Annotated in this window: 28 protein-coding genes; 11 read left to right on the top strand and 17 right to left on the bottom strand. The window is 71.8% G+C overall.

Annotated elements, in window-relative coordinates:
• Positions 1 to 258: 258 nt before the first annotated feature.
• Together H299_RS0106775 and H299_RS0106770 are read left to right on the top strand one after the other, a co-directional pair.
• The gene (locus H299_RS0106775) at positions 259 to 1,257 is read left to right on the top strand and encodes an RNA polymerase subunit sigma-70 (RefSeq protein WP_027747794.1); all 999 of its coding nucleotides are present in this window, start codon (positions 259 to 261) and stop codon (positions 1,255 to 1,257) included.
• A gap of 5 nt (positions 1,258 to 1,262) precedes the next feature.
• On the top strand, positions 1,263 to 1,574 hold the full coding sequence (locus H299_RS0106770; RefSeq protein WP_027747793.1) for a hypothetical protein: 312 nt from the start codon (positions 1,263 to 1,265) through the stop codon (positions 1,572 to 1,574).
• On the opposite strand, the gene H299_RS39515 is transcribed toward H299_RS0106770, so the two are convergent.
• The 4 genes from H299_RS39515 to H299_RS0106750 all read right to left on the bottom strand — a co-directional run bounded on the left by H299_RS39515 (position 1,558) and on the right by H299_RS0106750 (position 4,585).
• Positions 1,558 to 1,716: a hypothetical protein gene (locus tag H299_RS39515; RefSeq protein WP_158692284.1), complete on the bottom strand. Its 159-nt coding sequence runs from the start codon at positions 1,714 to 1,716 to the stop codon at positions 1,558 to 1,560. The genes H299_RS0106770 and H299_RS39515 overlap by 17 nt on opposite strands.
• Before the next feature lie 188 nt (positions 1,717 to 1,904).
• The gene (locus H299_RS0106760; protein ID WP_027747792.1) at positions 1,905 to 2,726 is read right to left on the bottom strand and encodes an APH(3'') family aminoglycoside O-phosphotransferase; all 822 of its coding nucleotides are present in this window, start codon (positions 2,724 to 2,726) and stop codon (positions 1,905 to 1,907) included.
• Between the two features lie 405 nt (positions 2,727 to 3,131).
• Positions 3,132 to 3,791, bottom strand: coding sequence for a mycothiol-dependent nitroreductase Rv2466c family protein (locus H299_RS32590; protein ID WP_051262194.1), 660 nt, complete (start codon positions 3,789 to 3,791; stop codon positions 3,132 to 3,134).
• Positions 3,788 to 4,585, bottom strand: coding sequence for a class I SAM-dependent methyltransferase (locus H299_RS0106750; RefSeq protein ID WP_027747791.1), 798 nt, complete (start codon positions 4,583 to 4,585; stop codon positions 3,788 to 3,790). The genes H299_RS32590 and H299_RS0106750 overlap by 4 nt, the downstream gene beginning before the upstream one ends.
• A gap of 94 nt (positions 4,586 to 4,679) precedes the next feature.
• Here H299_RS0106750 and H299_RS0106745 point away from each other — a divergent pair, with 94 nt between their 5' ends.
• Positions 4,680 to 5,267 carry a DUF1707 SHOCT-like domain-containing protein gene (locus H299_RS0106745; RefSeq protein ID WP_027747790.1) on the top strand — a complete coding sequence of 196 codons (588 nt, stop codon included), beginning with the start codon at positions 4,680 to 4,682 and terminating at the stop codon, positions 5,265 to 5,267.
• A gap of 134 nt (positions 5,268 to 5,401) precedes the next feature.
• Here the strand turns inward: H299_RS0106745 and H299_RS0106740 are convergent, their stop codons facing one another.
• Positions 5,402 to 6,910 (bottom strand): UDP-N-acetylmuramoyl-L-alanyl-D-glutamate--2,6-diaminopimelate ligase, encoded by a 1,509-nt coding sequence (locus tag H299_RS0106740; RefSeq protein ID WP_027747789.1) that lies wholly within the window; start codon positions 6,908 to 6,910, stop codon positions 5,402 to 5,404.
• 623 nt (positions 6,911 to 7,533) lie between these two features.
• Positions 7,534 to 8,085, bottom strand: a complete 552-nt coding sequence (locus tag H299_RS0106735; protein WP_027747788.1) for a GNAT family N-acetyltransferase — start codon at positions 8,083 to 8,085, stop codon at positions 7,534 to 7,536.
• A 113-nt stretch (positions 8,086 to 8,198) separates the two neighbouring features.
• Between H299_RS0106735 and H299_RS0106730 the strand changes: the two genes are divergently transcribed.
• Both H299_RS0106730 and H299_RS0106725 read left to right on the top strand, forming a co-directional pair.
• Positions 8,199 to 8,789, top strand: coding sequence for a TetR family transcriptional regulator C-terminal domain-containing protein (locus tag H299_RS0106730; protein ID WP_027747787.1), 591 nt, complete (start codon positions 8,199 to 8,201; stop codon positions 8,787 to 8,789).
• Positions 8,790 to 8,903: 114 nt separating this feature from the next.
• Positions 8,904 to 9,446 carry a DUF4231 domain-containing protein gene (locus tag H299_RS0106725; RefSeq protein ID WP_027747786.1) on the top strand — a complete coding sequence of 181 codons (543 nt, stop codon included), beginning with the start codon at positions 8,904 to 8,906 and terminating at the stop codon, positions 9,444 to 9,446.
• A gap of 43 nt (positions 9,447 to 9,489) precedes the next feature.
• Here H299_RS0106725 and H299_RS0106720 read toward each other — a convergent pair whose 3' ends face one another.
• Complete coding sequence (locus H299_RS0106720; protein ID WP_027747785.1) at positions 9,490 to 10,656, bottom strand: epoxide hydrolase; 1,167 nt, start codon at positions 10,654 to 10,656, stop codon at positions 9,490 to 9,492.
• Positions 10,657 to 10,806: 150 nt separating this feature from the next.
• Between H299_RS0106720 and H299_RS0106715 the strand changes: the two genes are divergently transcribed.
• A complete protein-coding gene (locus H299_RS0106715; RefSeq protein ID WP_027747784.1) occupies positions 10,807 to 11,355 on the top strand; it encodes a putative immunity protein in 549 nt (182 codons plus the stop codon).
• Positions 11,356 to 11,389: 34 nt separating this feature from the next.
• On the opposite strand, the gene H299_RS0106710 is transcribed toward H299_RS0106715, so the two are convergent.
• The 4 genes from H299_RS0106710 to H299_RS0106695 form a co-directional block, all read right to left on the bottom strand.
• Positions 11,390 to 11,740: a hypothetical protein gene (locus tag H299_RS0106710; RefSeq protein ID WP_027747783.1), complete on the bottom strand. Its 351-nt coding sequence runs from the start codon at positions 11,738 to 11,740 to the stop codon at positions 11,390 to 11,392.
• 96 nt (positions 11,741 to 11,836) lie between these two features.
• A complete protein-coding gene (locus H299_RS0106705) occupies positions 11,837 to 12,409 on the bottom strand; it encodes a GNAT family N-acetyltransferase (protein ID WP_051262193.1) in 573 nt (190 codons plus the stop codon).
• Positions 12,410 to 12,702: 293 nt separating this feature from the next.
• A complete protein-coding gene (locus H299_RS0106700) occupies positions 12,703 to 12,912 on the bottom strand; it encodes a DUF397 domain-containing protein (protein ID WP_027747781.1) in 210 nt (69 codons plus the stop codon).
• A complete protein-coding gene (locus H299_RS0106695; RefSeq protein WP_027747780.1) occupies positions 12,909 to 13,739 on the bottom strand; it encodes a Scr1 family TA system antitoxin-like transcriptional regulator in 831 nt (276 codons plus the stop codon). The genes H299_RS0106700 and H299_RS0106695 overlap by 4 nt, the downstream gene beginning before the upstream one ends.
• Positions 13,740 to 13,845: 106 nt before the next feature.
• Here H299_RS0106695 and H299_RS40255 point away from each other — a divergent pair, with 106 nt between their 5' ends.
• Genes H299_RS40255 through H299_RS0106680 form a run of 3 tightly spaced genes read left to right on the top strand, consistent with a single transcriptional unit; the run spans position 13,846 to position 15,210 of the window.
• The gene (locus tag H299_RS40255) at positions 13,846 to 14,355 is read left to right on the top strand and encodes a hypothetical protein (protein ID WP_486587173.1); all 510 of its coding nucleotides are present in this window, start codon (positions 13,846 to 13,848) and stop codon (positions 14,353 to 14,355) included.
• Positions 14,355 to 14,798, top strand: a complete 444-nt coding sequence (locus tag H299_RS0106685; protein ID WP_158692283.1) for a DUF7848 domain-containing protein — start codon at positions 14,355 to 14,357, stop codon at positions 14,796 to 14,798. The genes H299_RS40255 and H299_RS0106685 overlap by 1 nt, the downstream gene beginning before the upstream one ends.
• A gap of 58 nt (positions 14,799 to 14,856) precedes the next feature.
• On the top strand, positions 14,857 to 15,210 hold the full coding sequence (locus H299_RS0106680) for a hypothetical protein (RefSeq protein ID WP_027747778.1): 354 nt from the start codon (positions 14,857 to 14,859) through the stop codon (positions 15,208 to 15,210).
• 75 nt (positions 15,211 to 15,285) lie between these two features.
• Here H299_RS0106680 and H299_RS0106675 read toward each other — a convergent pair whose 3' ends face one another.
• A complete protein-coding gene (locus tag H299_RS0106675; RefSeq protein ID WP_027747777.1) occupies positions 15,286 to 15,684 on the bottom strand; it encodes a hypothetical protein in 399 nt (132 codons plus the stop codon).
• Positions 15,685 to 15,966: 282 nt separating this feature from the next.
• Here H299_RS0106675 and H299_RS0106670 point away from each other — a divergent pair, with 282 nt between their 5' ends.
• The gene (locus H299_RS0106670; RefSeq protein WP_027747776.1) at positions 15,967 to 16,524 is read left to right on the top strand and encodes a type 1 glutamine amidotransferase domain-containing protein; all 558 of its coding nucleotides are present in this window, start codon (positions 15,967 to 15,969) and stop codon (positions 16,522 to 16,524) included.
• Positions 16,525 to 16,572: 48 nt separating this feature from the next.
• On the opposite strand, the gene H299_RS0106665 is transcribed toward H299_RS0106670, so the two are convergent.
• The 4 genes from H299_RS0106665 to H299_RS32580 form a co-directional block, all read right to left on the bottom strand.
• Positions 16,573 to 17,256, bottom strand: coding sequence for an ABC transporter ATP-binding protein (locus H299_RS0106665; RefSeq protein ID WP_027747775.1), 684 nt, complete (start codon positions 17,254 to 17,256; stop codon positions 16,573 to 16,575).
• Between the two features lie 203 nt (positions 17,257 to 17,459).
• Positions 17,460 to 18,926, bottom strand: a complete 1,467-nt coding sequence (locus H299_RS0106660; protein ID WP_027747774.1) for an ABC transporter permease — start codon at positions 18,924 to 18,926, stop codon at positions 17,460 to 17,462.
• A 177-nt stretch (positions 18,927 to 19,103) separates the two neighbouring features.
• The gene (locus tag H299_RS0106655) at positions 19,104 to 20,384 is read right to left on the bottom strand and encodes an Ig-like domain-containing protein (RefSeq protein ID WP_027747773.1); all 1,281 of its coding nucleotides are present in this window, start codon (positions 20,382 to 20,384) and stop codon (positions 19,104 to 19,106) included.
• 229 nt (positions 20,385 to 20,613) lie between these two features.
• A complete protein-coding gene (locus H299_RS32580) occupies positions 20,614 to 20,991 on the bottom strand; it encodes a hypothetical protein (protein WP_037758082.1) in 378 nt (125 codons plus the stop codon).
• Positions 20,992 to 21,088: 97 nt separating this feature from the next.
• On the opposite strand from H299_RS32580, the gene H299_RS32575 reads away from it, so the two are divergent.
• Positions 21,089 to 21,532 carry a hypothetical protein gene (locus tag H299_RS32575; RefSeq protein ID WP_037758080.1) on the top strand — a complete coding sequence of 148 codons (444 nt, stop codon included), beginning with the start codon at positions 21,089 to 21,091 and terminating at the stop codon, positions 21,530 to 21,532.
• 31 nt (positions 21,533 to 21,563) lie between these two features.
• Here H299_RS32575 and hutH read toward each other — a convergent pair whose 3' ends face one another.
• On the bottom strand, positions 21,564 to 23,108 hold the full coding sequence (hutH, locus tag H299_RS0106640; RefSeq protein WP_027747772.1) for a histidine ammonia-lyase: 1,545 nt from the start codon (positions 23,106 to 23,108) through the stop codon (positions 21,564 to 21,566).
• Positions 23,109 to 23,173: the final 65 nt, after the last annotated feature.

Raw genomic sequence — 23,173 nt, 5'->3', positions numbered from 1 at the left:
GCATGCGTCCGTCCCACGCGCCGCCTTCCGGTCACGGTCAGCCGTCCCGGTCACTGCCCCAGGGTGTGTCAGGCAACGTGCGCCCTGTCCCGGTGATGCACGGTCCTGGTGCCGTGCCGGCCGACGCTGCCCGCTGCCCGCTGCCGGGCTCGTCGTTCACCGGCTGCTCAGCCATGCCCGCCGACCCGTGGTGATGAGTTCTCGCGACCGCACCCGTCACATGTACGACCGGACAGAGTGAGACGGAAGGATGACGTGATGAGCACGGACACCATGCTGGAGGAGCTGGGGATGAGCGGGCTGGGCGAGATCGACGAGTCGGAGTTCTCGGGGCTGGCCGAGCGGCACCGGCGGGAGCTGCACGTGCACTGCTACCGGATGCTCGGGTCGTTCGAGGACGCCGAAGACACCGTGCAGGAGACGTTCCTGCGTGCCTGGCGGCGGCGGGAGACCTTCCAGGGGCGGTCGACGTTCCGGGCCTGGCTCTACCGGATCGCCACCAACGCCTGCCTGGACCTGCTCGCCAAGCGCCGCCCCGAGCCCGCGACCGGCGGCGAGGCGCGCTGGCTCCAGCCCTACCCGGACCGGCTGCTCGACGAACTGCCCGCGGATGACGCGGACGAGCCGGAGACCGCCGCCGTCGCGCGGGAGACGATCGAGCTGGCGTACCTGGTCGCGGTCCAGCACCTCGCGCCGCGCCCGCGGGCCGTGCTGATCCTGCGGGACGTGCTCGGCTGGCCGGCGAAGGACGTCGCGGAACTCCTCGGCGACTCCGTCAACTCCGTGAACAGCGCGCTGCAGCGCGCCCGGGCCGGGTTGCGGGAGCACCTGCCCGCGGAGCGGCAGGACTGGACCGGCAGCGAGGAGGACGCCGGCATGCGTGAGCTGGTGCACCGCTACACCGAGGCCAGCGTGGCCACGGACGTCAAGGCGCTCGCCACGATGCTGCGGGACGACGTCCGCTGCTCGATGCCGCCCACACCCGGCCTGTACGTCGGCCGCGACGCCGTGGTGAACTTCATGATCGAGAGCGGCTTCGAGGGCATGACCGGCCTGCGCGCCGTTCCCACCTCGGTGAACCGGCAGCCCGCCCTGGCCTTCTACCTCTGGCAGCGCTCCCAGGGCGCGTACCTGCCGCTGACGCTCGACGTCCTGCGCGTCACCGGCGGGACGATCACCGAGATCACCACGTTCCACAACGACCAGTTCCCGCGGCTCGGACTGCCGGAGCGCCTGCCGGCCGACGGCACCGAGTAGACCCGGTGCACACGCTCGCGCTGCGCGTCGGCGCACGTATCGCCGTGATCGAGGAGGAGTGGCACGAGGCGTTCTGCGTCGTCACCCGTGGCCGGGTGCAGCTGGAGCTACGTGGCGGCGAGCCGGGGCCGGTTCTCGGACACGACGCCGCGTTCTGGCTCCGCGGCACCGGCGTCCGCGCCCTGCGCAACCCCGACCGCCGCACGGCCGAGGTGCGCATCATCACTCCGCCTTCTCGGGCTGCACCTCGTCCCCGCAGCGGTGATGATCCCGACCCTGACCCGGAGTCTGGCACCCGCGTCAGGCCGTGGCGGTGACTTCGTCGACGGCGGCCCCGACCCCGGGATGGACGGCGCGGACGGTGGCCAGCACGGCCACCGCTCTGCTGTAGATGACCTCTTCGAGTTCGCTGATGTAGATCTCGTCGTGCGGCTTGCGGGCGAACAGGTCGGCGGCCACGGCGACGAGGGCATCCCTGCTCTGACCGCCGCGGTGCTGTTCCAGGCCGAACTGGCCTTTGTCAGGCGCTTGTTGTCGCAGGACTGCTGAGGAAGCCAGCGCAACTGAGGGGCCAGGCACGGCAGTTCCAAGTCCGTGAGATTCGGAGGCCGCCCCCTCCGGCGGCCCCCGGCCCGGCAAAACAGGCCCTAGCCCCAGGTGAGCGGGTCCAGGTGGAGGTAGAAGCGCAGGCGGTCGTCGTCCAGGGCGATGCCGTACCTCTCGGCGAACGCCTTGTCCGCGGCTTGCGCCCCTTCCTCGTCCGTCCAGGTCTCCCGCGAGTTGGCGAGGAGCAGCGCCAAGTCGGCGTAGCGGTCGGCCAGTCCGAGGCGGCCCAGGTCGATGAAGCCTGACACGTCCAGGGTGCGCGGGTCGAGGATGATGTTGGGCAGGCACAGGTCCCCGTGGCAGACGACCGTGTCGGAGGCTTCCTGCTCCCGTCGCTGCGGGACGTGCCGGGTGAGGCGGTCCAGCAGCTCCGCGCCGGGTGTGTCGCGCTGCTCGTCGGGGAGGAACTCCGGGTTGACGGCGTCCCGGGCCACGACGTCGCGCGCCACGGCGAGCATCGCGTCCAGGCCCCGTTGGAACGGGCAGTCGGACACGGGCAGTTCGTGCAGCCGGCGGACCGCGTCCGCGATGCGGTCCCAGGCGGCCCGCAGATCCGCTGCGTCCACCTGGTCGGCAGGGACGCCGGAGACGGCACTGGTCACCAGGCAGGCGCCCGCGTCGCCGGAGTGCCAGTCGAGCGCTCGGGGGCCGGGCACACCCTGGCCGTTCAGCCAGGCGACGCGGTCACGCTCGGCCTTCAGCTCGGCCGCGCCCGCGGCGGTGACGCACTTGGCGTAGCGGGTGCCGTCCGCGCTGCGAAAGACGGCGGCTCCCGACTCGCCCGCGGTGACGGGCGACCAGCCGCCGTCCTCCACGCTCAGGAGTACGGACGGGACGGCCTGAGGCTCGGGTTGATCGTGCATGGCGTCCACTCTAGTACCGCGTCGGGCAAGGTTTGCCTGGTGGCGAGGGGTCCTGGTGCGTTGCGTCCGCGCCCACCCGGCCCTGTGGGCTGAGGCGGCTCCCGCTCCTTGCGTCCCGGTCGCCTTCCGGGGACCGCCCGGTCCTGTCGGCACCCGTGCCGGTGGCACGGCAAGGCGTGGTCCGCACGGGAGGACACCGCGCAGGTACCGCGTCAACTCCCGGCTCCGGTACGGGAGTCGGCGGCAACGGGAGCAGGCGGTTCCGGACGCGCATCGGCCGGGGAGCCGTGGGTCACACGGGTGTCCTGGCCGTTCGCCACCGCGCGCGGAGGCACGGCGGGAGCGCCGACGGCCCCACGCGCCGCAGCCCGTCGCGCCGTGCCCCGTCGCGGTCAGGCCGCCCGGTCAGCCCGTGGCGGGCTGCGGCGGGCCGGGGCGGGAGAAGTCGGGCTCCGCCAGGCGCCCGCCCCTCAGTTCGCGGAAGCCCGGCACCGCCGCGAGCGCCCGCAGCCCGTCCCAGAGCCGCCCGGCCGCCTCCCCCGCCGGGGCCGGGGAGACGACCGGCCCGAAAAAGGCCGCCCGCTCCCCCGCCGGGCCGTCGAGCGCGATCACCGGCGTGCCCAGGCCCGGCCCGACGCGCGCGACCGCCTCGGCGTGCGAGGCGCGCACCGCCCCGTCGTACGCCTCGTCGCCGAACGCCTCCGCGAGCGCCGTCGGCAGCCCCAGTGCCCGCAACGCGCCCTCCGCACCGGCCCAGTCGCCGCGCTCGTGCAGCCGTACGCCCAGTTCGGTGAGGTAGCGGCCCAGCATGGCGGAGCCGTAGCGCTCGGCCACCGCCGCGCACACCCGCACCGGGCCCCACAGATAGTCGCCCCACTCGCCGTCCGGGTCCTCCGGGTTGACCTCCAGCCCCTCGTTGAGGACCTGGAGGCTCATCACCCGCCAGCACACCGCCACCGGGCGGACCCGGGTCACCTCGGTCAGCCAGCGCGAGGTGATCCAGGTGTACGGGCACACCGGGTCGAACCAGAAGTCGGCCTGCGCCGTACGCCCGTCGCCGCTCATCGGGGCCGTTCGGCCACTGCCAGGAACCGGCGGGACATCAGCGGGTTCTGGTGCGCCATCTGGTGCCGCAGCGAGGCGACCACCGCGTCGGCTGCCTCCGCGCCCTCCTCCGCCGCCAACTCGTCGCGCCGCTCGATCAGCCCTTGGCTGACCGCTTCGATCCGCTGCCGCCAGTCGCGGGTCTCCTCGTAGGCGCACACGCGGAAGCCCGCCCGCTCCAGCAGCGGCCGGTGGTCGGGGACCTGGGGCGGGCGGTCCTCGGGGGTGCGGTGGTAGTCCCAGCTGGTGAAGACGAGTCGGCCGCCGGGTGCCAGGACGCGGTGGATCTCCTCCAGCGCCTGCTGCTTGTCGAGGGCAAAGGTGAGCGCGTCCACGCTCATCACGGCGTGCGCGGCGCCGTCCGGTACGCCGGTCTCCGCGAACTCGCCGCGCCGGAAGGCGAACCGGTCCGGCTCGGCGGCCTCCGCGCCCAGGGCCCGCGCGGCTGCCGCCCGTGCCTCCGCCAGGGCCACTTCGGAGATGTCCAGCCCCAGCAGCCGCGCGCCGGTGCGCTCCGCGACCGCCAGGCCGGAGCCGCCCCGCCCGCAACCCAGGTCGAGCAACAGCTCGCCCTCGGCGAGCCGCGACTCGGCGGCGAAGAGGCCGAGTTCGGTCTCGGATATGTAGCTGTACGGGTCGGCCTGCTCGGCGTAGTCGTCGCCGTACACCTCCCGCCACACCCGCTTGCGGGTCTCGCGGTGCTGCTGGCGGGTGTAGCTGGCGTCGAAGACGGCGGGCCAGTCGGTCTGGGTCATGGGGGCGCTGCTCCGTTCCTGGGGGACGCCATTGTGCACGTACCTCGCGTCGGACCGCAGAGGGATTGGACGTCCCGGCCGTATCATCGGAGGTATGAGTGCTGAGTTTCCGCAGTCCGAACTGCGCGCTTCCCACGCGGACCGCGACGCGGTGGTGGAGCGGCTGCGTGAGGCCGCGGCGGACGGCCGTCTCGACCTCCCGGAACTCGAGGACAGGGTCGAACAGGCGCTCACGGCCAAGACGCACGGCCAGCTCGCGCCGCTGACGGCCGACCTCGCGCCGGTGATCCCCGCGTACGCGCACGAGCCGCTGGTGCTCAAGGGCGGGCTGCACGGCGTCTCGCGCCGCGGGCGCTGGCAGGTGCCCGCACGCATCACGGTGCACGGCGGGGTGGGCGGCGCCCAACTCGACTTCACCCGCACCGAGTGCGGCCTGCCGGAGATAGAGGTGGAGGCGCACGGGGAGCTGGCCGGGGTCACCGTCGTCATCCCCGACGGCTGGGCCGCCGAGACCGGCGGACTGTACCCGGACGTCGGCGGTCTGACCGACCGGACCACCCCCGACCGGCTGCCGGGCACGCCCCTGCTCCGGCTCATCGGCACGGGCGGCATGGCGGGCGTCACCATCCGTCACCGCAACGCGTGGGAGCGCCGCCGGGCCCGCCGCGCACAGCCGGGCTGACCGCGGCACGCAGGCGCGGTCACGCGGTCACGCGGTCACGCGGTCACGCGGTCACGCCGCAGGCTACCGCTGCCCGCCCGGGGCGCCCCACAGCACGCGGCACGTGCCGGCACGCGCCCCGCGCCGGCCGCGGGTCAGGTGTGCGTGAGCGCCGTCGCCGCCTCGCGGACCACCGCCATGTCGCTGAACGGCACCAGTTCCTCCCCGATCACCTGGTGCGGCTCGCTGCCCTTGCCCGCGATCAGCACGACGTCCCCCGGCCGCGCCGCCTCCAGCGCCCGCCGGATCGCCGTACGCCGGTCGGTGATCCGCTCGTACGGGGTGCCGGTCGCGGTGAGGCCGGGGACGATGTGGTCGAGGATCGCCTCCGGGTCCTCCGTGCGCGGGTTGTCGGAGGTGAGCACGCACAGGTCGGACAGCTCCCCCGCGATCCGTCCCATCGCGGCGCGCTTGGTCTCGTCGCGGTCGCCGCCGCAGCCGAAGACGGTGAGGACGCGCTCGGGCGCGAAGCCGCGGATGACGGTGAGGACCTTCTCCAGGGAGTCAGGCGAGTGCGCGTAGTCGACGACCACGGAGGTGCCGTCGGGCGTCTCGTACGTCTCGAACCGGCCGGGCACGGTCGCCACCCGGTCGAGCGCGGAGACCAGCGCCTCCAGGTCGTGGCCCAGCGTGTGGCAGGCGGCGACGGCCGCGAGCGCGTTGGATACCGAGTAGCGGCCCGGGGTGGGGATCGCGACGGGGTACTTGCGGTCGCCGTGGCAGAGCGTGAAGCGGCTGCCGGAGGCGTCGAAGACGAGGTCGGCGGCCGTGTAGTCGGCGTCCCGGTCGAGCGCGTAGGTGACCACCGCGTCCGGCATGAGCGCCTGGACCTCGCGGCCCACCGGGTCGTCGGCGTTGGTCACGGCACGGCGGCAGAGGCCCTGGAAGAGCAGCAGTTTGGCGTTCTTGTAGTTCTCCATCGTGCCGTGGTCGTCCAGGTGGTCCTGGGTCAGGTTGGTGAACACCCCGACGTCCAGGAACACCCGCTCGACGCGGTGCGTGAGCAGGCCGACCGAGGTGGCCTCCAGCACCACGCTGTCCGCGCCGCCGTCGCGCATGCGGCCCAGCACGTACTGGAGGTCCGGCGGTTCCGGGGTGGACAGCCCCGTCCACGGCATCGGGATGTGCTCGCCCCCGATCCGGCTGCCCGAGGTGCCGATGACGCCGACGCGGGCGCCGCCGGTCAGCGACAGCAGCGACTCCACCAGGGAGGACACGGACGTCTTGCCGTTCGTCCCGGTGACCGCGACCATGTCCATCGACCGGCCCGGCTCGCCGTAGTAGCGCGAGGCCACCACGGGCGCGGCCGTACGCGTGTCCGGCACGCGCACCGCGCACACCTCCGTCGGCACGCCCCCCACCGGGCCGCCCCCGGACGCCGCGCCGGCGGCCGTACGTTCGCAGAGCACCGCCGACGCACCCCGGCGCAGCGCCTCCGGGACGCCCTCGGGGCCGCCGCCCTCGTGTCCGGGTACGGCGACGTACAGCGCGCCGGGCGTCACCCGGCGGGCGTCGAAGCTCACGCCCGAGGTGATCTCGGTCCCGCCGGGATCGCCCTGGAGCACCTGATGCTCGTGCCCGTCCAGCAGTTCACTCAGTCGCACAACTGTCCCCTCGGAGGCGGCACCGGGACAGCACGGACGGGCCGCCCGCGTACGGCGGGGGCCGGATGCGCTGGTGCCGGACACCGCGGTGGTGGCCATGGCCTGGTCGGTCCGGCACCTCGTACACCGGTACCCGACCGTCGGAAATGTCGCTGTGTGCTGGTGGAGTTCCGGCAGACGGGGCCGCGCTCACGACGGGCGGCCCGCGGACAGATCGCTGGGCGAGCCCCTGCGGCCCGCCAGGCGCAAGGTGTTGTCTCGCTGTCTCAAGGTGACGCGGCGCGATCCGGTCTGCTCCGGACCGGCATCCGGCCGGGCCCGCAGACGCCCGGAACAGCGTTTCGCTCGCATGTCACGGGCCGTCGAGCGCGGGAGGCACACCCTCACCGCGCTCTTGGAGCATACATCCGTTCAGCATGTCACCGGTCGGCTACGGTGCGCGACCGGTTGACCGGCGGCGGACCGCCGCCGCACACCCCACCCACACCGCATGTCGGTTGCCACGTCCGCCGACGGTCGTCGTCAGCCCCGAGCGATCCACCGTGCCGCGCGCAGCGCAGGTGCCGACGCGGCGAGGGGCGGGGGCCAGGCCCCCGCCCCTCGCACAAAACCGGCGCAACGCGTCAGCGCAGGGACGCGTTCCACTCGTCGGCCAGCACCGCCAGCACCGCGAAGTCGCGCCGCTTGCCCCGGTACGTGAACGCCTCACGCCGTGTCCCCTCGTACGTCATCCCGAGCCGCTCGGCCGCCGCGATGCTGCGGAGGTTGTCCGTGAAGGAGTACCACTCGACCCGGTTCATGGCGCGTTCCTCGAAGGCCCAACGCATGAGTTCCCGCACGGCGCGGTGGACCAGCCCGTGCCCCTCGGCCTCCGGGGAGAGCCAGGCGCCGATCTCGCAGACGCCGACACGGGCGTCGAAGGTCCGGAAGACGAGGCCGCCCACCAGGGTGTTCTCCAGCCAGATGCCGTAGATGCGGCCCGTGTCGGCCGCCTGGTGGTCGGCGTAGGTCTGGAGCCACGCGCTCGCGGTTTCCTCGTCGGTGATCCTGTTGACCCAGGGCAGCCACGGGTCCAGGTGGTCGCGCGAGCGCTCTATGAACTCGGCGAACTCGGCACCCTGCCAGGGCTCCAGCGGGCGGAGCTGCGCGGTGTCGGTCAACGGAAGCGCGTACATGGTGTCCCCGATCGCGAGTATGCGTACCAAACGTTTGTTACGTAGCTTAGGCTAGCGAATCCGACGCCAGCCAGCCAGGCCCGCCCGTCGCCGGCGGGAGGGAAGGGGGACGCATGCCGCCCGCACGGGGAGATCATGAGGCGCGCCGCGCCGACGTGTCCGAAGCGGTGTGGCAGGTGCTCGCCGCGAAGGGGCTCAGCGGGCTGACCCTGCGCGCCGTCGCGGCCCAGATGAGCGCCTCCACCGGCCTGTTGACCCACTATTTCCCCACAAAGCGGGCGCTCGTACGTCACGCACTCGCCGTCGCCGAGGAGCGCACCGCCGCCCGTGCGCGGCGCAGGCCCGAGGCCGACGGGCTGGCCGCGCTGCGGGTCACACTGCTGGACGTGCTGCCACTCACACCCGAGGGCATCGTGATGAACCGCGTCTGGGTCAGCTCCTGGGGCGCCTCGCTCACCGATCCGGAGCTGGGGCGCGTCGAATCGGCGCGGCTGGCCCGCTGGCGCACCACGCTGCACGCGCACGCGGTGGCCGCCCGGGAGCTGGGCGAGCTGCCGGAGGCGTCCGACCCGGCCGACGTGGTCGCGTCCGCCACCGCGTTCACGCACGGGCTCGTCGTGCACGCGCTGTTCGACCCGGAGGGCTTCCCGCCGGAGCGGCAGACCGCGCTCCTGGAGGAGTTCCTGCACGGGCTGCGCGGCTGAGGGACCTGCCCGCGCCCGCCCCGCATCCGCGTCGACAACCCTGCGGATCAACGCGCGTGGGCCGCACCGTTCCGGGCCTTGCCCGCCCCGCATCCGTGACGTCTACTTCCTGCCATGGACGCACAAGCTGGCAGACCCGGGGCCCGAGCGGCGTACTGGTGGTCCGCGCTGCGGGCCCCGGACGGTACGGAGCCGCCGCCGAGCGTCATCGAGCGCCTGGGCTGGTACGAGCGGCAGAAGCGCCGCGCCCGCATCGGTTTCTACGCCTCCGAGGTCGTGATCGTGCTGCTCTCCGCCTCCGTCCCGGCGGCCGTGGCGATGGGCGCCTCCGGCGCGGTGACCGGCGCGCTGGGTGCCGGGGTCGCGGCGGCGGTGGGCCTGCGCCAGCTGTTCCGGTGGGGCGAGAACTGGATTCGTACGAGCGCCTCGATGGTGGCGCTCCAGCAGCATCTGATCGCGTGGAGCCTGGGCGGCGCGCCGTACGACGGGCCGGGGGCCGGTCAGTTGCTGGCGCACCGGGTGGAGGAGCTGGTCCTCGCGGACACCGCGACGTGGTCGGCGATGCGCAGCCCCGTACCCGCCGGGCCGGAGCCCGCGCCCTCGGGACCGCCGCCCGTGCCGGAGCCCGCGCCGCCAGCACCGCGCGCTTCGGCCTGAAGACCTCCGGGCGCGGCGCGGCGCGGGCAGGGGCCGGGCGCGGTCAGGGGCGGGCGGCCAGCGCCGCCGCGATTCCCTCGCGCAGGTCGTTGACGAAGTACTCGGGAACCTCCAGCGACGGGAAGTGTCCCCCGGTTTCGGGCTCGTTCCACCGGACGATCTGCCGGTACCGCACCTGCGCCCAGGGGCGCGGGCACTTCTCGATGTCGTGCGGATACACACTGAGCGCCGACGGGACGTCGACCCGGAGTTCAGGGTCCAGCGAGTCGTGGCTCTCGTAGTAGATGCGGGCCGAGGACGCGCCGGTCCGCGTCAGCCAGTACAGGGTGACGTTGTCCAGAATCCTGTCCCGGGAAATCGTCTCGAACGGGCTGTCCTTCGTATCGGTCCACTCGGCGAACTTGTCGAGAATCCAGGCGAGAAGCCCCACCGGTGAGTCGGCGAGCGAGTAGCCGATGGTCTGCGGACGGGCCGCCTGCTGCTTCGCGAACGCCGCGCGGGGGCCGTGCCAGAAGTCGCGGGTCTCCTGGGTCCATACGCGCTCGGCCGCCGTCAGGCCGTCCGTCGGCAATCCGGGCGGTGCCTGCGGGGTCAGGTTGTGGATACCGAGAACGTGCGCGGGGAACCTGCCGCCGAGGATGGTGGTGATCACGCCTCCCCAGTCACCGCCGTGGGCCGCGAACTTGTCGTACCCGAGCCTTCCCATCAGCTCGACCCAGGCGGCAGCGATCTTTTCGAGCCCCCATCCTGTGACAGTCGGCTTGTCGCTGTAACCGAATCCCGGCAGCGACGGGGCCACGACGTGGAACGCGGGCGCGTCGGCGTCCTGCGGATCTGCCAGTTCGTCGATGACCTCGCTGAACTCGGCGATGCTGCCCGGCCAGCCGTGCGTCATGATCAGCGGCGTCGCGTCCGCACGAGCGGACCGGCGGTGCAGGAAGTGGATTCCCAGACCGTCGATGGTCGTACGGAACTGCCCGATCCGGTGCAGGCGCTCCTCGAACGCCCGCCAGTCGTACTCGGTGCGCCAGTAGTTCACGACGTCCACGAGGTCGGCGAGGGGAACGCCCTGCCCCCAGCGGCGCGGGCCGGGCGCCGCGCCATGGACGGTCTCCGCCTCCGGCAGCCGCGCCGCAGCCAGCCGCGCGCGCAGATCATCGAGGTCGGCATCAGTCGCGCGGACTTCACACGCTTGCACGTCGCCCGTCATGAGACCTCCTGATCATCGCGAACCGGCCTGGATTCGATGCGAACCGGCTAAGACGGTTCTAGCATGCCGCGATGTCGCCGGGCAACCCTCTAAGGTGGTTCCGGGCGGCGCTGGCGAACCGGGTGTTCAGCGCGGGCGTCAAGGAGAGCCGTGGCAGGGGAACTGAGCGAGATCACTCTGAGCAAGCAGGACCTTCGCGAGGTCACCGCGTTCGCCGCAGCGTGCGCGGAAGAGGTGCTCGGGATCTTCGAGGACGCCCAGCCGGACGACTCGCGGCCTCGGGACGCGGTCGGCGCGGCATGGGAGTTCGCCCGGGGCGGCGAGCGGGGGAAGGCGCTGCGCGACACGGCATGGGCGGCGCTCAAGGCAGCCAAGAACACGGAGGCCGAGCCCGCGCGCGAAGCGGCTCGGGCGGCGATGTCTGCGGCAGGCGCCGCCTACCTGCACCCGCTGGCGAGGGCCACCCAGGTCAAGCACATTCTCGGAGCCGGCGCGTACGCGGCCAGAGCGGCCGAACTCGTCGCCGACGACGAGCGGAACGTGGGCGCCGAACGCCTTCGGCAGGCGGCGCAACGGGCGACACCGGTCGTCGTTGACGTACTCACCCGCTTCCCGGCGGCACCGAGTGGCGGCGGACGGGTCGGTGAGTTGATCCGCATGCTGGACGCCGGCCTCCGTTCACTCGCCTTCACCGAGTGACAGTGGCGCGACCGGGTTCGGTACGGAGCGGGTGTCAGTCTCCCTGGGACCAAGCGGCGACGGGCAGGGAGAGGTAGACGCCGAAGGAGACCAGCCCGGTTGCGGCGCGGATCTCCTCGTGCAGCGCGTCGACACGCTCCTCGCGGTCGGCTTCCCTGCTGGTGGTCCACTTCGACCTGATCTCGATCACCACCGGAAGCCCGCTGCGATCCAGCGGGCTCAGCTGCCGGAAGCGGATCTCGACATCCCCCGGTTGCAGATCGCCGTCGTACGGCTCCTCGGGGCACTCCACAGCCAGGGACACCAGGTGCGGCAGCACCGAGCCCAGTTCGCGTAGCTGGGCCTCAGGCACCGTGGGCGAGTAGGTCACTTCCACAAGCGGCATGATCGACACTTTAGCCTCGATCCACCGGCCGGATCTTGAACCGGCCGTACTCCGCGTCTCCATGTCCGAGCACTGGGCCGGCTACCGGCCAGCGGTTCAGTCGAGGAAGTGGCTCATATACAGTGCCGTCTCTCCCTCGGACTCGGTACCGCTGTAGAGGGAAGTGTCCAGTCCGCAGAAGGTGAACCCCATCCGCTGGTAGGCCCGGATGGCCGAAGCGTTGATGTTCGTCACTTCCAGCCACACGTGCCCGGCACCGCGTTCCCGGGCCCAGCCGATGGCGTAACTCATCAGTGTCCGCCCGATTCCTCGGCCCTGGTACGGCCCGGCCACCTCGATATCGGCGATAACCAGCCGCCGATTCCAGGGTTCATACTCCGTGTCGACATAGCCGCACACGAGTCCGCCATCCAGCGCGACAAACCGGCGCTCGCCCTCCGACGTCTCATCGGCCTCGGGCTCGACGTCGGGGAAGACCTTGTGAACCGGCGGGTCCAGCCGGGCAGCCCGAATGGCGAACCCGTCCTCGGAGCCGACGACTTCGAAGACGGTATCCGAGCTGAACTCACCCTTGATGACAGCGGACTTGTCGCACTCGCTCTCCGCCACGCGGTAGGTGATTGCCTCCGGCACCTCACGTTCGGCTGCACTTCGGTCGGATGAGATCATCTCCTCACTTTACCGGTCTGGCGCACCACGGCGGCCGGGCCCAACCCGCCAACTGGATCAGCAGCAACAGCCCCGCATCGGCGATCAGACTCGCTCCGGGGCTGTGGGCACCGCCTGGGCGGCACCTCACTCTGTAGTCGATGGCAGGCCGTGAGTCACGGAAGTCGGGTTGTGTGGGGCGGAGTTGGCGTCCGATCCGGCCTGCTCGCCGCTGGAGCGCTGGCGTCCGCGTCCGGGCAGGCCGCCGCCCCATCACGCAAGGGCGTGATGGGGCGGCGGTTTGGTCTGACTGGTCAGGCGGCGCCGAAGTCGCCTGCCTTGACGCCTGCCACGAAGGTGGCGAACGAGCCGGTGGCGAAGGTCAGGGCCGGGCCGGTGGGGTTCTTGGAGTCACGCACGGGGACCATGCCGTGTGTGGTGGCGAGGTTGGCGGCGACCTCAAGGCACTGGCCGCCGTTGCTGCTGTAAGAAGACTTGAACCAGCGGGGGGATTCAGTCATCACGGGGTGCCCCTTCGTAGCTGCTTGATCATGGCCACCGATGTCGCCTGGGAGAGCGCTTCGGCTTGTAGCTGATGGTAGGCCGTCAGCAAGGGCTGCACGAAGCGCGTATCTCGCTCCAGTCGGCCTTGGTGCGCTGACTCGGCGTAGGCGATGTGCGAGCGATCGGTGAGGGTGAGCAGAGTCACGGGTAGGTCGAAAGCCCTCCGTTCGCCTAGGCCAAAAGGAGCCACCTGAAGGACGGTGGAGGGCAGATCGGCGAACACGGCGAGTCGGTCGAGTTGATCCGCCATGACCTGCGGGCCTCCCACCAGACGCCGCACGCAACTTTCGTCGAGAACAGCGTAAATCTGTGGGGCAGGGGTCCGATCCAAGGATGCTTGCCGCTTCGTGAGCAAGGCCAACCGGTCCTCTGCCTGCTGCTCGGTGATCGCCCCTCGGCGCACGGCGCCCACAGTGATGGCTGCGGCGTACTCCGGAGTTTGAAGCAATCCTGGAACGATCCCCAGCTCAAAGAGTCGGACCTCGGCAGCGCTCGCCTCGTGGGCAACGAACTCCGGGAACCCTTCAAGCCAAGGCGTGTGACGCGCCGCACGACCTTGACGCTCGAATTTGTCGCCCGTGCCAAACGCCTTGTCAGCGGCTGCTGAAAAGCGCTGAGTTGGTGGACGGCGACCGGTTTCGACGGCGGAGATATGGGTCCCGGTACAGCCCATGCGCTCTCCGAGTTCCTCTTGCGTCCAGCCGCGCTCGTCCCTCAACGTGCGTAAACGCTGGCCAAACACAGCACCCGGCGACTTCTCAGGGTCCAACTCCTTGCGGTTCACCATCCAAGTACCTCAGTCTCCGAGCAAAACCCGCACGTTGCAGACATCTTGAATCGCAGGTCACTCTGAGCCGCCTTGGTAGTGGAGCGACTACAGAGAGGAGTGGTCGGTGTCCGATGCGGCGATGGTGTGTCGTCCTGTGGGTTGGCGTATTGACCGGATTCCGGGCAGGCCGGTGTTGCGGCAGGTGGAGTTCGAGCGGTGTCTGCTGCCGCTGTGGCTGGTGCGTGACGGTGAGCATCACAGTGATCTGGATCTGGTGTTGAGCCTTGTGCAGGCTGAGGAGTTGCACGGCCAGTTCTGCCGGGTCCTTGAGGGCGAGGCGATCCCGGATTCCTTGTCTGCCCACGCGGGGCCGGGTGTGCGTGGGTGGTCGGTGGAGCGGGTCCCGGGGTTTCCGCTGCGGGCAGACGGAGGCCGGTGTGTGCTGCCGTTGTGGCTGGTGCACAACAGGCGGCGAGAGGCTGACATCAACCTCCACCTGAGCGTGTCCGAGGCGGAGTTGGTGCACGCGCAGTTGTGCCGGGCGCTGCGGGACGCACCCCTGCCACCGGAGGCGCCGGATTGCCGTCGTGCTGTTCAGGTCGCCCGTCCAGCCCTGCACAAGGAGGGCTGTTGATGCCTGTGGAGAGTTTCCAGGGCGGTCCTCATGTGACCGTGTGGTCGGTGCGGGTCGGCGATGTGGTGCACGTGCGGGGTGGCTGGCGCACGGTGCGGGAGATGCGTGCCTGCTCGGGCGGGGACCGCCTGCTGATGTTCGAGGGCGGCATCACCTACCGGCTGCTGAAAGACGCCTCGCTGCGGGTGCGCGCCCACACCAACCCCGCACCCTCGCCGGTGATCTGGCGTGCGGCACCGGACCCGCGCCGGGACGCGGTGGCCCGGCAGGTGATGCAGTGCCTGGCCTGCAACCAGCAGTCCCGACCGGCCAACACTCTGGAGACGCTGCGGGAGTGGGTCACCACCCACGCCCAGGCACACCCCTCGCACCGCAGCTACCGCCACCTGACCGTCCAACCCTGGCACGCCACCCCCACCACGTCCGCAGGAGAGACCCAGTGACCAGCGGTCCGCGCTACAGCTTCCTGGACCCCTGACAGCAGCCCTTGGAGAACCGCTGATGCTCCAGTGCACCGCCACCGGCGACGTCCCGCCCCCGCCCCACCTCCTGCCCGACGTCGAGACGGGCTACGCGCTGTGCGCGCTCGCCCAGGACCATGAAGGACCCCACGCCGCACACCTGTGGGACTTCGACCGCAACTGGGCCGTCTGGCGCCAATGGAACGACGAGGACGCCCGCTTCGTCCTCCTCCCCTGGTGCACCCACACCACCACCGAAGACACCCACGGCGACGCCTGCGCCCTCTTCCGCAACCACCCCACCGGCCACACCTGGCACATCACCGACCCCACCCACGACGCCCTCCGCCAACACGCCACCCACCACCACCCCGACACCACCCCACACCCCTGAACGTAGGCGCGGACCCTGCGGGCCCGGAACGCAAGCGTCCCGGGCCCGGTCAGGCGCCGTGTGTGGCAGTCCGCGTCAGCGGAGGTAGCGGCAGTAGGGGATGCGGTCGAACGTGCGGATGTAGCGGGAGTTCACCCAGCCACGGCGTTCGGCCAGCTTGTACCAGGTCTGGGCGGGCAGGCCCTGCGTGCGGATCTTGCACTTGAGGTGGACGACCGAGCCCCGGCGGATGAGGCCGATGGTCGGCGAGGTCACGCTGGCACGCAGGTGAACCCGGACGGTCCGCGTCGCGTACCCGCGATGGACCTTGCCGCCGCCCAGCTGCGGGGCGAGCTGGGATACGGCGGCGCGTTCGGGCGCGGCCGGGAGCGGTACGGGGTCGGCGACGGCGGTCGCCGTACCGGCCAGGGACATGGCGGCGACGGCGCTGCCGGTGGCGCAGAGCGCGACCTTGGCGAACGGGGAGTGGAGCATTGCGTCTCCTGATGGGGGGAGGGGGAACTCCTGGGGACAGAGCCCGAGGGGACGGGCACGCGCACGGACACCGTCCGTATCGGATCAGTCACGGCACGCACTCACACGCTAAGGAGGGTCCCCCCACCCCGCAACTCGCCGCCGCCACCCGGCCGGTCCGCGCGCCGCCGTCCGCGACACCAGGTCACGCCGCGCCCACCCTCCGCGTCGTATGCATGAGCTGGGCCGCAGCGGTCACCCGAAGGCGGAAGAGCCCATACCGGCCGGAGGATGTGACCCACCGTGAAGACCGCGTTTCTGGTAGCCCCCGCAGGGGTCGAGCAGATGGAGCTGACGGACCCGTGGCAGGCCGTCCTGGACGCCGGGGGCACGCCCCGGCTGATCTCGACCGTGGACGGACCCGTCCGGGCCTTCCACCACCTGGACAAGGCGGACAGCTTCCCCGTGGACGGCACGGTCGGCGAGGCGTCCGTGGCCGAGTTCGACGGGCTGGTGCTGCCCGGCGGGGTGGCGAATCCGGACGCGCTGCGCATGGACGCGGAGGCCGTACGGTTCGTGCGCGCCTTCTTCGACACCGGCAGGCCCGTCGCCGCGATCTGCCACGCGCCCTGGGTGCTGGTCGAGGCGGGCGTGCTGCCCGGGCGTACGGTCACCTCGTTCCCGAGCCTGGCCACCGATCTGCGCAACGCGGGCGCCGACTGGGTGAACGAGCCGGTCGTCGTCTGCCGCAACGGGCCGAACGCACTGATCACCAGCAGGCAGCCGGACGACCTCAAGGCCTTCGACGAGGCGTTCCTCGCGGAGTTCAGCAGGGCCGCCGCGAGCCCCGCGCACGGCTGACCCGGAGGGGTGGCGGGGCGGCGCGCGGCGCCCCGCCCCGCCGCCCGCTCAGACCGGCTTCCGCTCGGTGACCCGGACCCGGCCCTCCCGGATCGTGGCCACCCGCTCCGCGCGGCGCGCGACCGTGGTGTCGTGGGTGACCAGGACGAACGTCAGCCCGTGTTCCTGCCACTGGCCCTCCAGGACCTCCATCACCTCGTCCCGCATCGATTCGTCGAGGTTGCCGGTCGGTTCGTCCGCGAGCAGCACGGAGGGACGCTTCACGAGCGCGCGGGCGATGGCGACGCGCTGCTGCTGGCCGCCGGAGAGTTCGTCCGGCAGATGGGCGAGCCGGTCGCCGAGGCCCACCGAGCCGAGCGCCTCGGCCGCCCGGCGCCGCCGCTCCAGCGACCGGACGCCGAAGGGGACGAGCGCGGTCTCGACGTTCTCCTGTGCGCTGAGGGTCGGGATGAGGTTGAAGTTCTGGAAGACGAAGCCGATCCGCTGGGCCCGCAGCACGGTCAGCCGCGACTCGGAGAGCCCGCCCAGATCGCTGCCGCCCAGCAGGACCTGGCCGGAGGTGGGGCGGTCGAGGCCGCCGAGCATCTGGAGGAGGGTGGACTTGCCGCCGCCGGTCGGGCCCTGGACGACCAGGCGGCTGCCCTCCTCGATGGTGAGGTCGATGCCGTCGAGCGCGCGGACGGTCTGCCTGCCTCGGGTGTAGTGCTTGATGACGCCGGTGAGCTGGTACATGGTGCGGCTCCGTGGATCTCCCCCGTCCTGCCGGGGGTTCGGTGTTCGCTGGTGCGGGTGGGGGCGTGGGTCCCGGCCGGCGGGCGGGGCTCCCGGCCGGGACCTGCGCCCCGTGGCGTCGGCACGGGCGGTCCCGTACCGGCGGTTCACGCGCGGGGGTTCACGCGCAGCGGTTTCACGTGGGTCGGTTCACGTGGGTCGGTTCACGCGATCCGGCGCAGCGCGTCGGCGGGGCGCAGGCGCGCGGCCCGCCAGCCGCCGAACGCGCCCGAGATCAGGCCGCCTGCCAGCGCCAGGCCGACGGCCAGCAGGATCACGCCCAGCGTGACCGGCGCCGTCAGTGCGATGTCCAGGCTGTGCCCGGCGCCGTCCAGGGCCGGGACGGGGCCGCCGGGACCCGGCCCGCCCGCACCGCCCGGCCCGCCCATCATGGCGGGCATCTGTCCGCCGCCCAGCGAGGCCGTGAGGTTGGGGCTCAGCGCGGTCATGGCGTACGCCCCGGCGAGTCCGGCCGCGATGCCCAGCGCGCCGCCGAGCAGGCCGTTGACCAGTGACTCGCCCATCACCTGCCGGGTGACCCGGCCGCTCTTCCAGCCGAGCGCCTTCAGCGTGCCGAACTCCCGTACCCGGCGGCTGACCGCCGAGGAGGTCAGCAGGCCCGCGACCAGGAACGCGGCGGCGAGCACCGTGACGGACAGCCACTTGCCGACGCCGGACGCGAGGTCCCCGGCGGTCTTGAGCGAGCCGGAGACGGTCTGGGCGAGGTCCTCGGAGGTGGTCACGGTGGCGCGCGGCAGGTCCTTCTCGATGGCGGCCTTGACGCCGTCGATCTGCTGCGAGTCGGTGGCCTGCACGTAGACGGTGCTGACCTGGTCGTCCAGCCCGGCCAGCGTCTGGGCCACCCGCAGCGGAACGGAGACCTGCGCCGAGGACTGGCCGCTGGCGGGGGACGCGATGCCGATGACCTCGAATGCCGTGCCCTTGACCTTGACTTCGTCGCCGACCGACAGCTTCTTCTGCCGGGCGTACGCCTGGTCGACGACGGCGACCTTCGCGTACTCCTCGGACGCCTTGAAGGTACGGCCCTCGCTGATCTTTGAGGTGGAGAGCGGGCCGTAGTCGGGGTGGCCGGTGTCCACGCCGTCGAGGGTGATGACGTTCATCTCGAAGTCGGCGCCGCCGCCCTCGACCTTGGGGCCCCGGCGCACGAAGCCGCGCCCGCCCTCCCCCTCTTTGACCTCGCCGGGCTTGAACTCGCCGCTGACGGTCATCTGCTGGAGGGCGAGGCTGCCGACGACTCCGGCGACGTCCCGCGTGCCGGCGATCTTCTCGACCTCCTTCTTCCCCAGCGTCTCCTGGAGGTTGCGCGGCATCAGCCGGTCCTCGGTCTGCTCCGCACCCTTCCCGTCCTCGCCCTTCTCGGACTCCTTGGCGTCGAATTCGAAGGCGGGCGGCTTCGCCCGCTCGCCCTTCTCCCGTTCCTTCTGGACGGTCATGTCGGTGCCCAGGCCGTAGAGCGATTCCAGGACTTCGTCCTGGGCCTGGCGCATCCCCGCGGAGACCGAGGTGACGACGATGACCAGGGCGATGCCGAGCGCGAGTCCGGCGGCGACGACGAACGACGCCCTTCTGCGGCGACGCAGTTCGCGCCGGAGGTAGGTGAGGAACATGCGGGAGAAGTTAGGCACGCTCCGTGACAGTCGGCTGAGGAGGCCATGAGAGCAGCATGAGAAGCGCGGGGCGGCGCGGGGCCATGCCCGTACGCAACACGAGGGCGGGGCACGGGAGTTGCTCCCGTGCCCCGCCCTCGTGCATACCGCGTGCCGCCTGTGGCGTGCCTCCGTCGGTCAGACCGCGGAACCGGCCTTCCACTCCGACCACGGCATGTTCCAGCCGTTGAGGCCGTTGTCCGCCTTGATCGTCTTGTCCGGCGAGTTCTTGACGACGACGAGGTCGCCGAGCATCGAGTTCTCGTAGAACCAGGCGCCGTCCTGCTTCGCGTCACCCGCGCCCTTGGCGTCGTTCAGACCGACGCAGCCGTGGCTGGTGTTGGCCGAGCCGAAGATGCCGTCGGAGCCCCAGTAGTTGCCGTGGATGAAGGTGCCGGAGGTGGACAGCCGCATGGCGTGCGGCACGTCCTTGATGTCGTACTCGCCCTTGCCGTCGTCGTCGGTGAAGCCGACGGTCGCGCCGTCCATCCGGGTCTCCTTGAACTTCTCGGAGATCACCATCTCGCCGTTGTACGTCGGGGTTTCCGCGCTGCCGGCCGAGATCGGGATGGTCTTGAGCGTCTTGCCGTCCCGGACGACCGTCATCTTCTTCGTCTTCACGTCGACCGTGCTGACCTGCGCGCGGCCCACGTTGAAGGTGATCGTCTTGTCCTGGACACCGGTAACGCCCTCGGACGCGTCGACGCCGTCGAGGTTCAGGTCGACGGTGACCTTGGAGCCTGCCTTCCAGTACTCCTCGGGCCGGAAGTCGAGGCGCGTCGGGCTGAACCAGTGGCCGACGACCTCCTGGCCGCTGCTGGTGTCCACCTTGATCGCCGACTGCACGGCCTTCTTGTCGGTGACCGGCTTGTCGAAGTTGATCGAGACCGGCATGCCGACGCCGACCTCCTTGCCGTCGTCCGGCGTGAAGTAGCCGATGAAGCTGTTCTGCGGGGAGACGGTGGTGAAGGTGGACGACTCGTGCGCCTCGCGCCCGTCGCCGTCCTCGGCCACGGCCTTGACCTCGTACTTCGTCGCCCGCTCCAGGGCTCCGGCGGGCTTCCACGACTTGCCGTCCGCGGAGATCTTGCCCTCCACCGCCGTGCCGGACTGCTTCGCGGTCATCGCGACCTCGACCAGCTTGCCGTCACTGACCGACACCTTGCCCGCACTGTTGATGCTCGCGCGCTCGCTGCCGTCCTTGGGCTTGATGGATATTCGGGCGTCGGACGCCTCGTCGGCAGCGGCCTTGTCGGCCTTGCTCTGCTGCTCGGCCGTCTTGTCCTTGCCGCTGCCGCCCTCGTCGCCGCTGTCGCCGTCTCCTCCGCAGGCCGTCAGCGTCAGCACACCGCTCAAGAGCACAGCTACCGCCGCTATGCCTTTGCGGTGCTTACCCACCGTCATCACACGCTTCTCCATCTGCTTGCTGAGCCCAAGACTCCGAACCCGAAACACTGCGTACACCCACGTACCGGCTATACCGGACAAGCGCATCCCAGCTATACCTATGAATACGCAATGCCGCTGTGATCCGTTCCACCTCGGCGGAAACTGTGGGACACGACACCTGATCGTGATTCTCCGGGCCCCGCAGCCGTTCGCCCGCGGCGTCCGCCGCCCCAACCCGTACTGCCCAGCAGCGTTGCGGCTACACCTCGTCGATCCAGTCGTCCTCGTCATACGCCCCCGGTGCGAGCCGCTCGCTCCCCCAGCTCGCCTGCGCCAGCTGGACGCCCGGCACGCCCTTGACCAGGTCGAACGGATCGACCAGGTAGGAGAGCGCCTCGGCCGGATCGGTGGCGACGGCGTCGGTGGCGGCGGGGCCGAGGGCGGGATCGGCGGACGGATCGGCGGGCGGGCCGACGGAGGGGCGCACGGCCTGCGGATGGGCGCCGCCCACCCCGCGCGCGTCGTCCGCGAGATGCTGGACGGCGGCGTGCGTGAGGGCGGCCGGATCAGCGATCTCGACCACCAGCTCCACCCGGAGTCGGACCTGCGGGGCGGCCTGTACGGCGTCAGCGCTCATGGCAGGGAGCGTATGCGGCACGAGGCGCACGCCTTCCGCACGACCCGCCCGGTCACTACCATCGGCAGCACCGCAGCACGCGTCCAAGGGAGCACCTGTGCCCGCACTCTCCGTAGCCCGCGTCCACCGCCGGCCGCTGATCACCGCCGCCGTCGCGGCAGGCGCACTGGTCGGCGTGTGGTTCATGCCCTCCGCCGAAGAGACGCCGGGCGAGCCGTCCGGCCCGAAGGCACAGACGGTGGCGGCCCGTGGCGAGACGGCGCAGGCGCAGGCCGGGCAGGCCGGAGACACCCGGGCGGAGCACGCGGGCACCGACCACGCGCAGGCCGGGGACACACGGGCGGACCGGGCGGACGCCCGGCGGCACCAGTCCGGCGGCCACCCGCAGGCCCACCGGCAGCCCGTCCTCAGCGCCGAGCACGACAGCTCCGCCACCACCCCCTACCTCCTGGGCGGCCTCGGGCTGGCCGGGGCCGCCGCCGCGGGCGGCGTGCTGCTGTCCCGCTCAGGCGCCGCCCGGCCGGAGCGGGCGGGGCGGTAGCCCCAGGCCCGGCCCGGTCAGCGCCCCGGTCTCAGGCCAGCGGCCCGGTGACCGACTCGGCGGCGGCGACCAGCCCGCCACCGCGTACGAACTCCTCCGCCGCCGCCATGTCCGGCGACAGGAAGCGGTCCTCCCCCGCACCGCGCACCCCCGCCGCGACGGCCGCCGCCAGCACGGCACGGCTCGCCGGAGCCGGGGCGGCACCGTTCGCCGCGCGCAGCTCCACCCCGCGGGCGGCGGCGTACAGCTCGATGGCGACGATCCGGGTGAGCCCGTCCACCGCCGTACGCAGCTTGCGGGCGGCCGACCAGCCCATCGAGACGTGGTCCTCCTGCATCGCGGAGGAGGGGATCGAGTCCACCGACGAGGGCACGGCCAGCCGCTTCAGCTCGTGCACCAGGGCGGCCTGCGTGTACTGCGCGATCATCAGCCCGGAGTCCACCCCCGCGTCGTGGGCGAGGAAGGGCGGCAGGCCGTGCGAGCGGTTCTTGTCCAGCAGCCGGTCGGTACGGCGCTCGGTGATGGAGCCGAGGTCGGCGGCGGCGATGGCCAGGAAGTCGAGGACGTAACCGACGGGCGCGCCATGGAAGTTGCCGTTCGACTCGATCCGGCCGTCGCGCAGCACGACCGGGTTGTCCACGGCCGCCGCCAGCTCCCGTTCGGCGACGGTGCGGGCGTGCGCGAGGGTGTCCCGGGCCGCGCCCGCGACCTGCGGGGCGCAGCGGACCGAGTAGGCGTCCTGGACGCGGGGCGCGTCGTCCTGGTGGTGGCCGGTGAGCGCGGAGCCCGCCAGCACCTTGCGCATGTTGGCGGCGCTGGCCGCCTGGCCCGGGTGCGGGCGGATGGCGTGCAGCTCGGGGGCGAGCACCCGGTCGGTGCCGAGCAGCGCCTCCAGGGTGAGCGCGGCGGTGATGTCGGCGGAGGTGAACAGGCGGGCGAGGTCGGCGCAGGCCATCAGCAGCATGCCGAGCATGCCGTCGGTGCCGTTGAGGAGCGCGAGGCCCTCCTTCTCCCGCAGCTCCACGGGGGCGATGCCGTGCGCGGCGAGCAGTTCACCGGCGGGCCGTACGGTGCCGTCGGGGCCCTCCGCGTCGCCCTCGCCGAGGAGGGTGAGGGCGCAGTGCGAGAGCGGCGCGAGGTCGCCGGAGCAGCCGAGCGAGCCGTGCTCGTGCACGACCGGGGTGATGCCCGCGTTCAGGACGTCGGCCATGGTCTGCGCCACCTGGGGGCGTACGCCGGTGTGACCGGAGGCGACGGTCTTCAGCCGCAGGAACATCAGGGCGCGCACCACCTCGCGCTCCACGCGCGGGCCCATCCCGGCGGCGTGCGAGCGCACGATGTTGCGCTGGAGCTGAGCGCGCAGGCCGGGGTCGATGTGGCGTACGGCGAGGGCGCCGAAGCCGGTCGAGATGCCGTACACGGGCTCGGGCTTGGCGGCCAGCTCGTCGACGAAGCCGCGCGCGGCGGCGACGGCGGCCAGGGCCTCCGGGGACAGCTCCACGCGGGCCCCGTCGCGGGCGACGGCCAGGACGTCCTCGGGGCGGGTGCCGGACGTCTCCACCACCACTGTGTGCATATTCATATTCAGGCACCCTAGAGAGTGAATCGTAATCTGTCACGAGCGGGCCGCCGGTGGACGCA

The sequence above is a fragment of the Streptomyces sp. CNH287 genome, from assembly GCF_000424825.1.
Note: the sequence above shows the minus strand (reverse complement) of the source record. Positions and strands in the feature narration are given on the sequence as shown.

Coding starts and splice junctions, on each gene's coding strand:
- H299_RS0106775 (WP_027747794.1), top strand. CDS start 259: ATGAGCACGGACACCATGCTGGAGGAGCTGGGGATGAGCGGGCTGGGC.
- H299_RS0106760 (WP_027747792.1), bottom strand. CDS start 2,726: ATGCACGATCAACCCGAGCCTCAGGCCGTCCCGTCCGTACTCCTGAGC.
- H299_RS32590 (WP_051262194.1), bottom strand. CDS start 3,791: ATGAGCGGCGACGGGCGTACGGCGCAGGCCGACTTCTGGTTCGACCCG.
- H299_RS0106750 (WP_027747791.1), bottom strand. CDS start 4,585: ATGACCCAGACCGACTGGCCCGCCGTCTTCGACGCCAGCTACACCCGC.
- H299_RS0106745 (WP_027747790.1), top strand. CDS start 4,680: ATGAGTGCTGAGTTTCCGCAGTCCGAACTGCGCGCTTCCCACGCGGAC.
- H299_RS0106735 (WP_027747788.1), bottom strand. CDS start 8,085: ATGTACGCGCTTCCGTTGACCGACACCGCGCAGCTCCGCCCGCTGGAG.
- H299_RS0106730 (WP_027747787.1), top strand. CDS start 8,199: ATGCCGCCCGCACGGGGAGATCATGAGGCGCGCCGCGCCGACGTGTCC.
- H299_RS0106725 (WP_027747786.1), top strand. CDS start 8,904: ATGGACGCACAAGCTGGCAGACCCGGGGCCCGAGCGGCGTACTGGTGG.
- H299_RS0106720 (WP_027747785.1), bottom strand. CDS start 10,656: ATGACGGGCGACGTGCAAGCGTGTGAAGTCCGCGCGACTGATGCCGAC.
- H299_RS0106710 (WP_027747783.1), bottom strand. CDS start 11,740: ATGCCGCTTGTGGAAGTGACCTACTCGCCCACGGTGCCTGAGGCCCAG.
- H299_RS0106705 (WP_051262193.1), bottom strand. CDS start 12,409: ATGATCTCATCCGACCGAAGTGCAGCCGAACGTGAGGTGCCGGAGGCA.
- H299_RS0106695 (WP_027747780.1), bottom strand. CDS start 13,739: ATGGTGAACCGCAAGGAGTTGGACCCTGAGAAGTCGCCGGGTGCTGTG.
- H299_RS0106685 (WP_158692283.1), top strand. CDS start 14,355: ATGCCTGTGGAGAGTTTCCAGGGCGGTCCTCATGTGACCGTGTGGTCG.
- H299_RS0106680 (WP_027747778.1), top strand. CDS start 14,857: ATGCTCCAGTGCACCGCCACCGGCGACGTCCCGCCCCCGCCCCACCTC.
- H299_RS0106675 (WP_027747777.1), bottom strand. CDS start 15,684: ATGCTCCACTCCCCGTTCGCCAAGGTCGCGCTCTGCGCCACCGGCAGC.
- H299_RS0106665 (WP_027747775.1), bottom strand. CDS start 17,256: ATGTACCAGCTCACCGGCGTCATCAAGCACTACACCCGAGGCAGGCAG.
- H299_RS0106660 (WP_027747774.1), bottom strand. CDS start 18,926: ATGTTCCTCACCTACCTCCGGCGCGAACTGCGTCGCCGCAGAAGGGCG.
- H299_RS0106655 (WP_027747773.1), bottom strand. CDS start 20,384: ATGGAGAAGCGTGTGATGACGGTGGGTAAGCACCGCAAAGGCATAGCG.
- H299_RS32580 (WP_037758082.1), bottom strand. CDS start 20,991: ATGAGCGCTGACGCCGTACAGGCCGCCCCGCAGGTCCGACTCCGGGTG.
- hutH (WP_027747772.1), bottom strand. CDS start 23,108: ATGCACACAGTGGTGGTGGAGACGTCCGGCACCCGCCCCGAGGACGTC.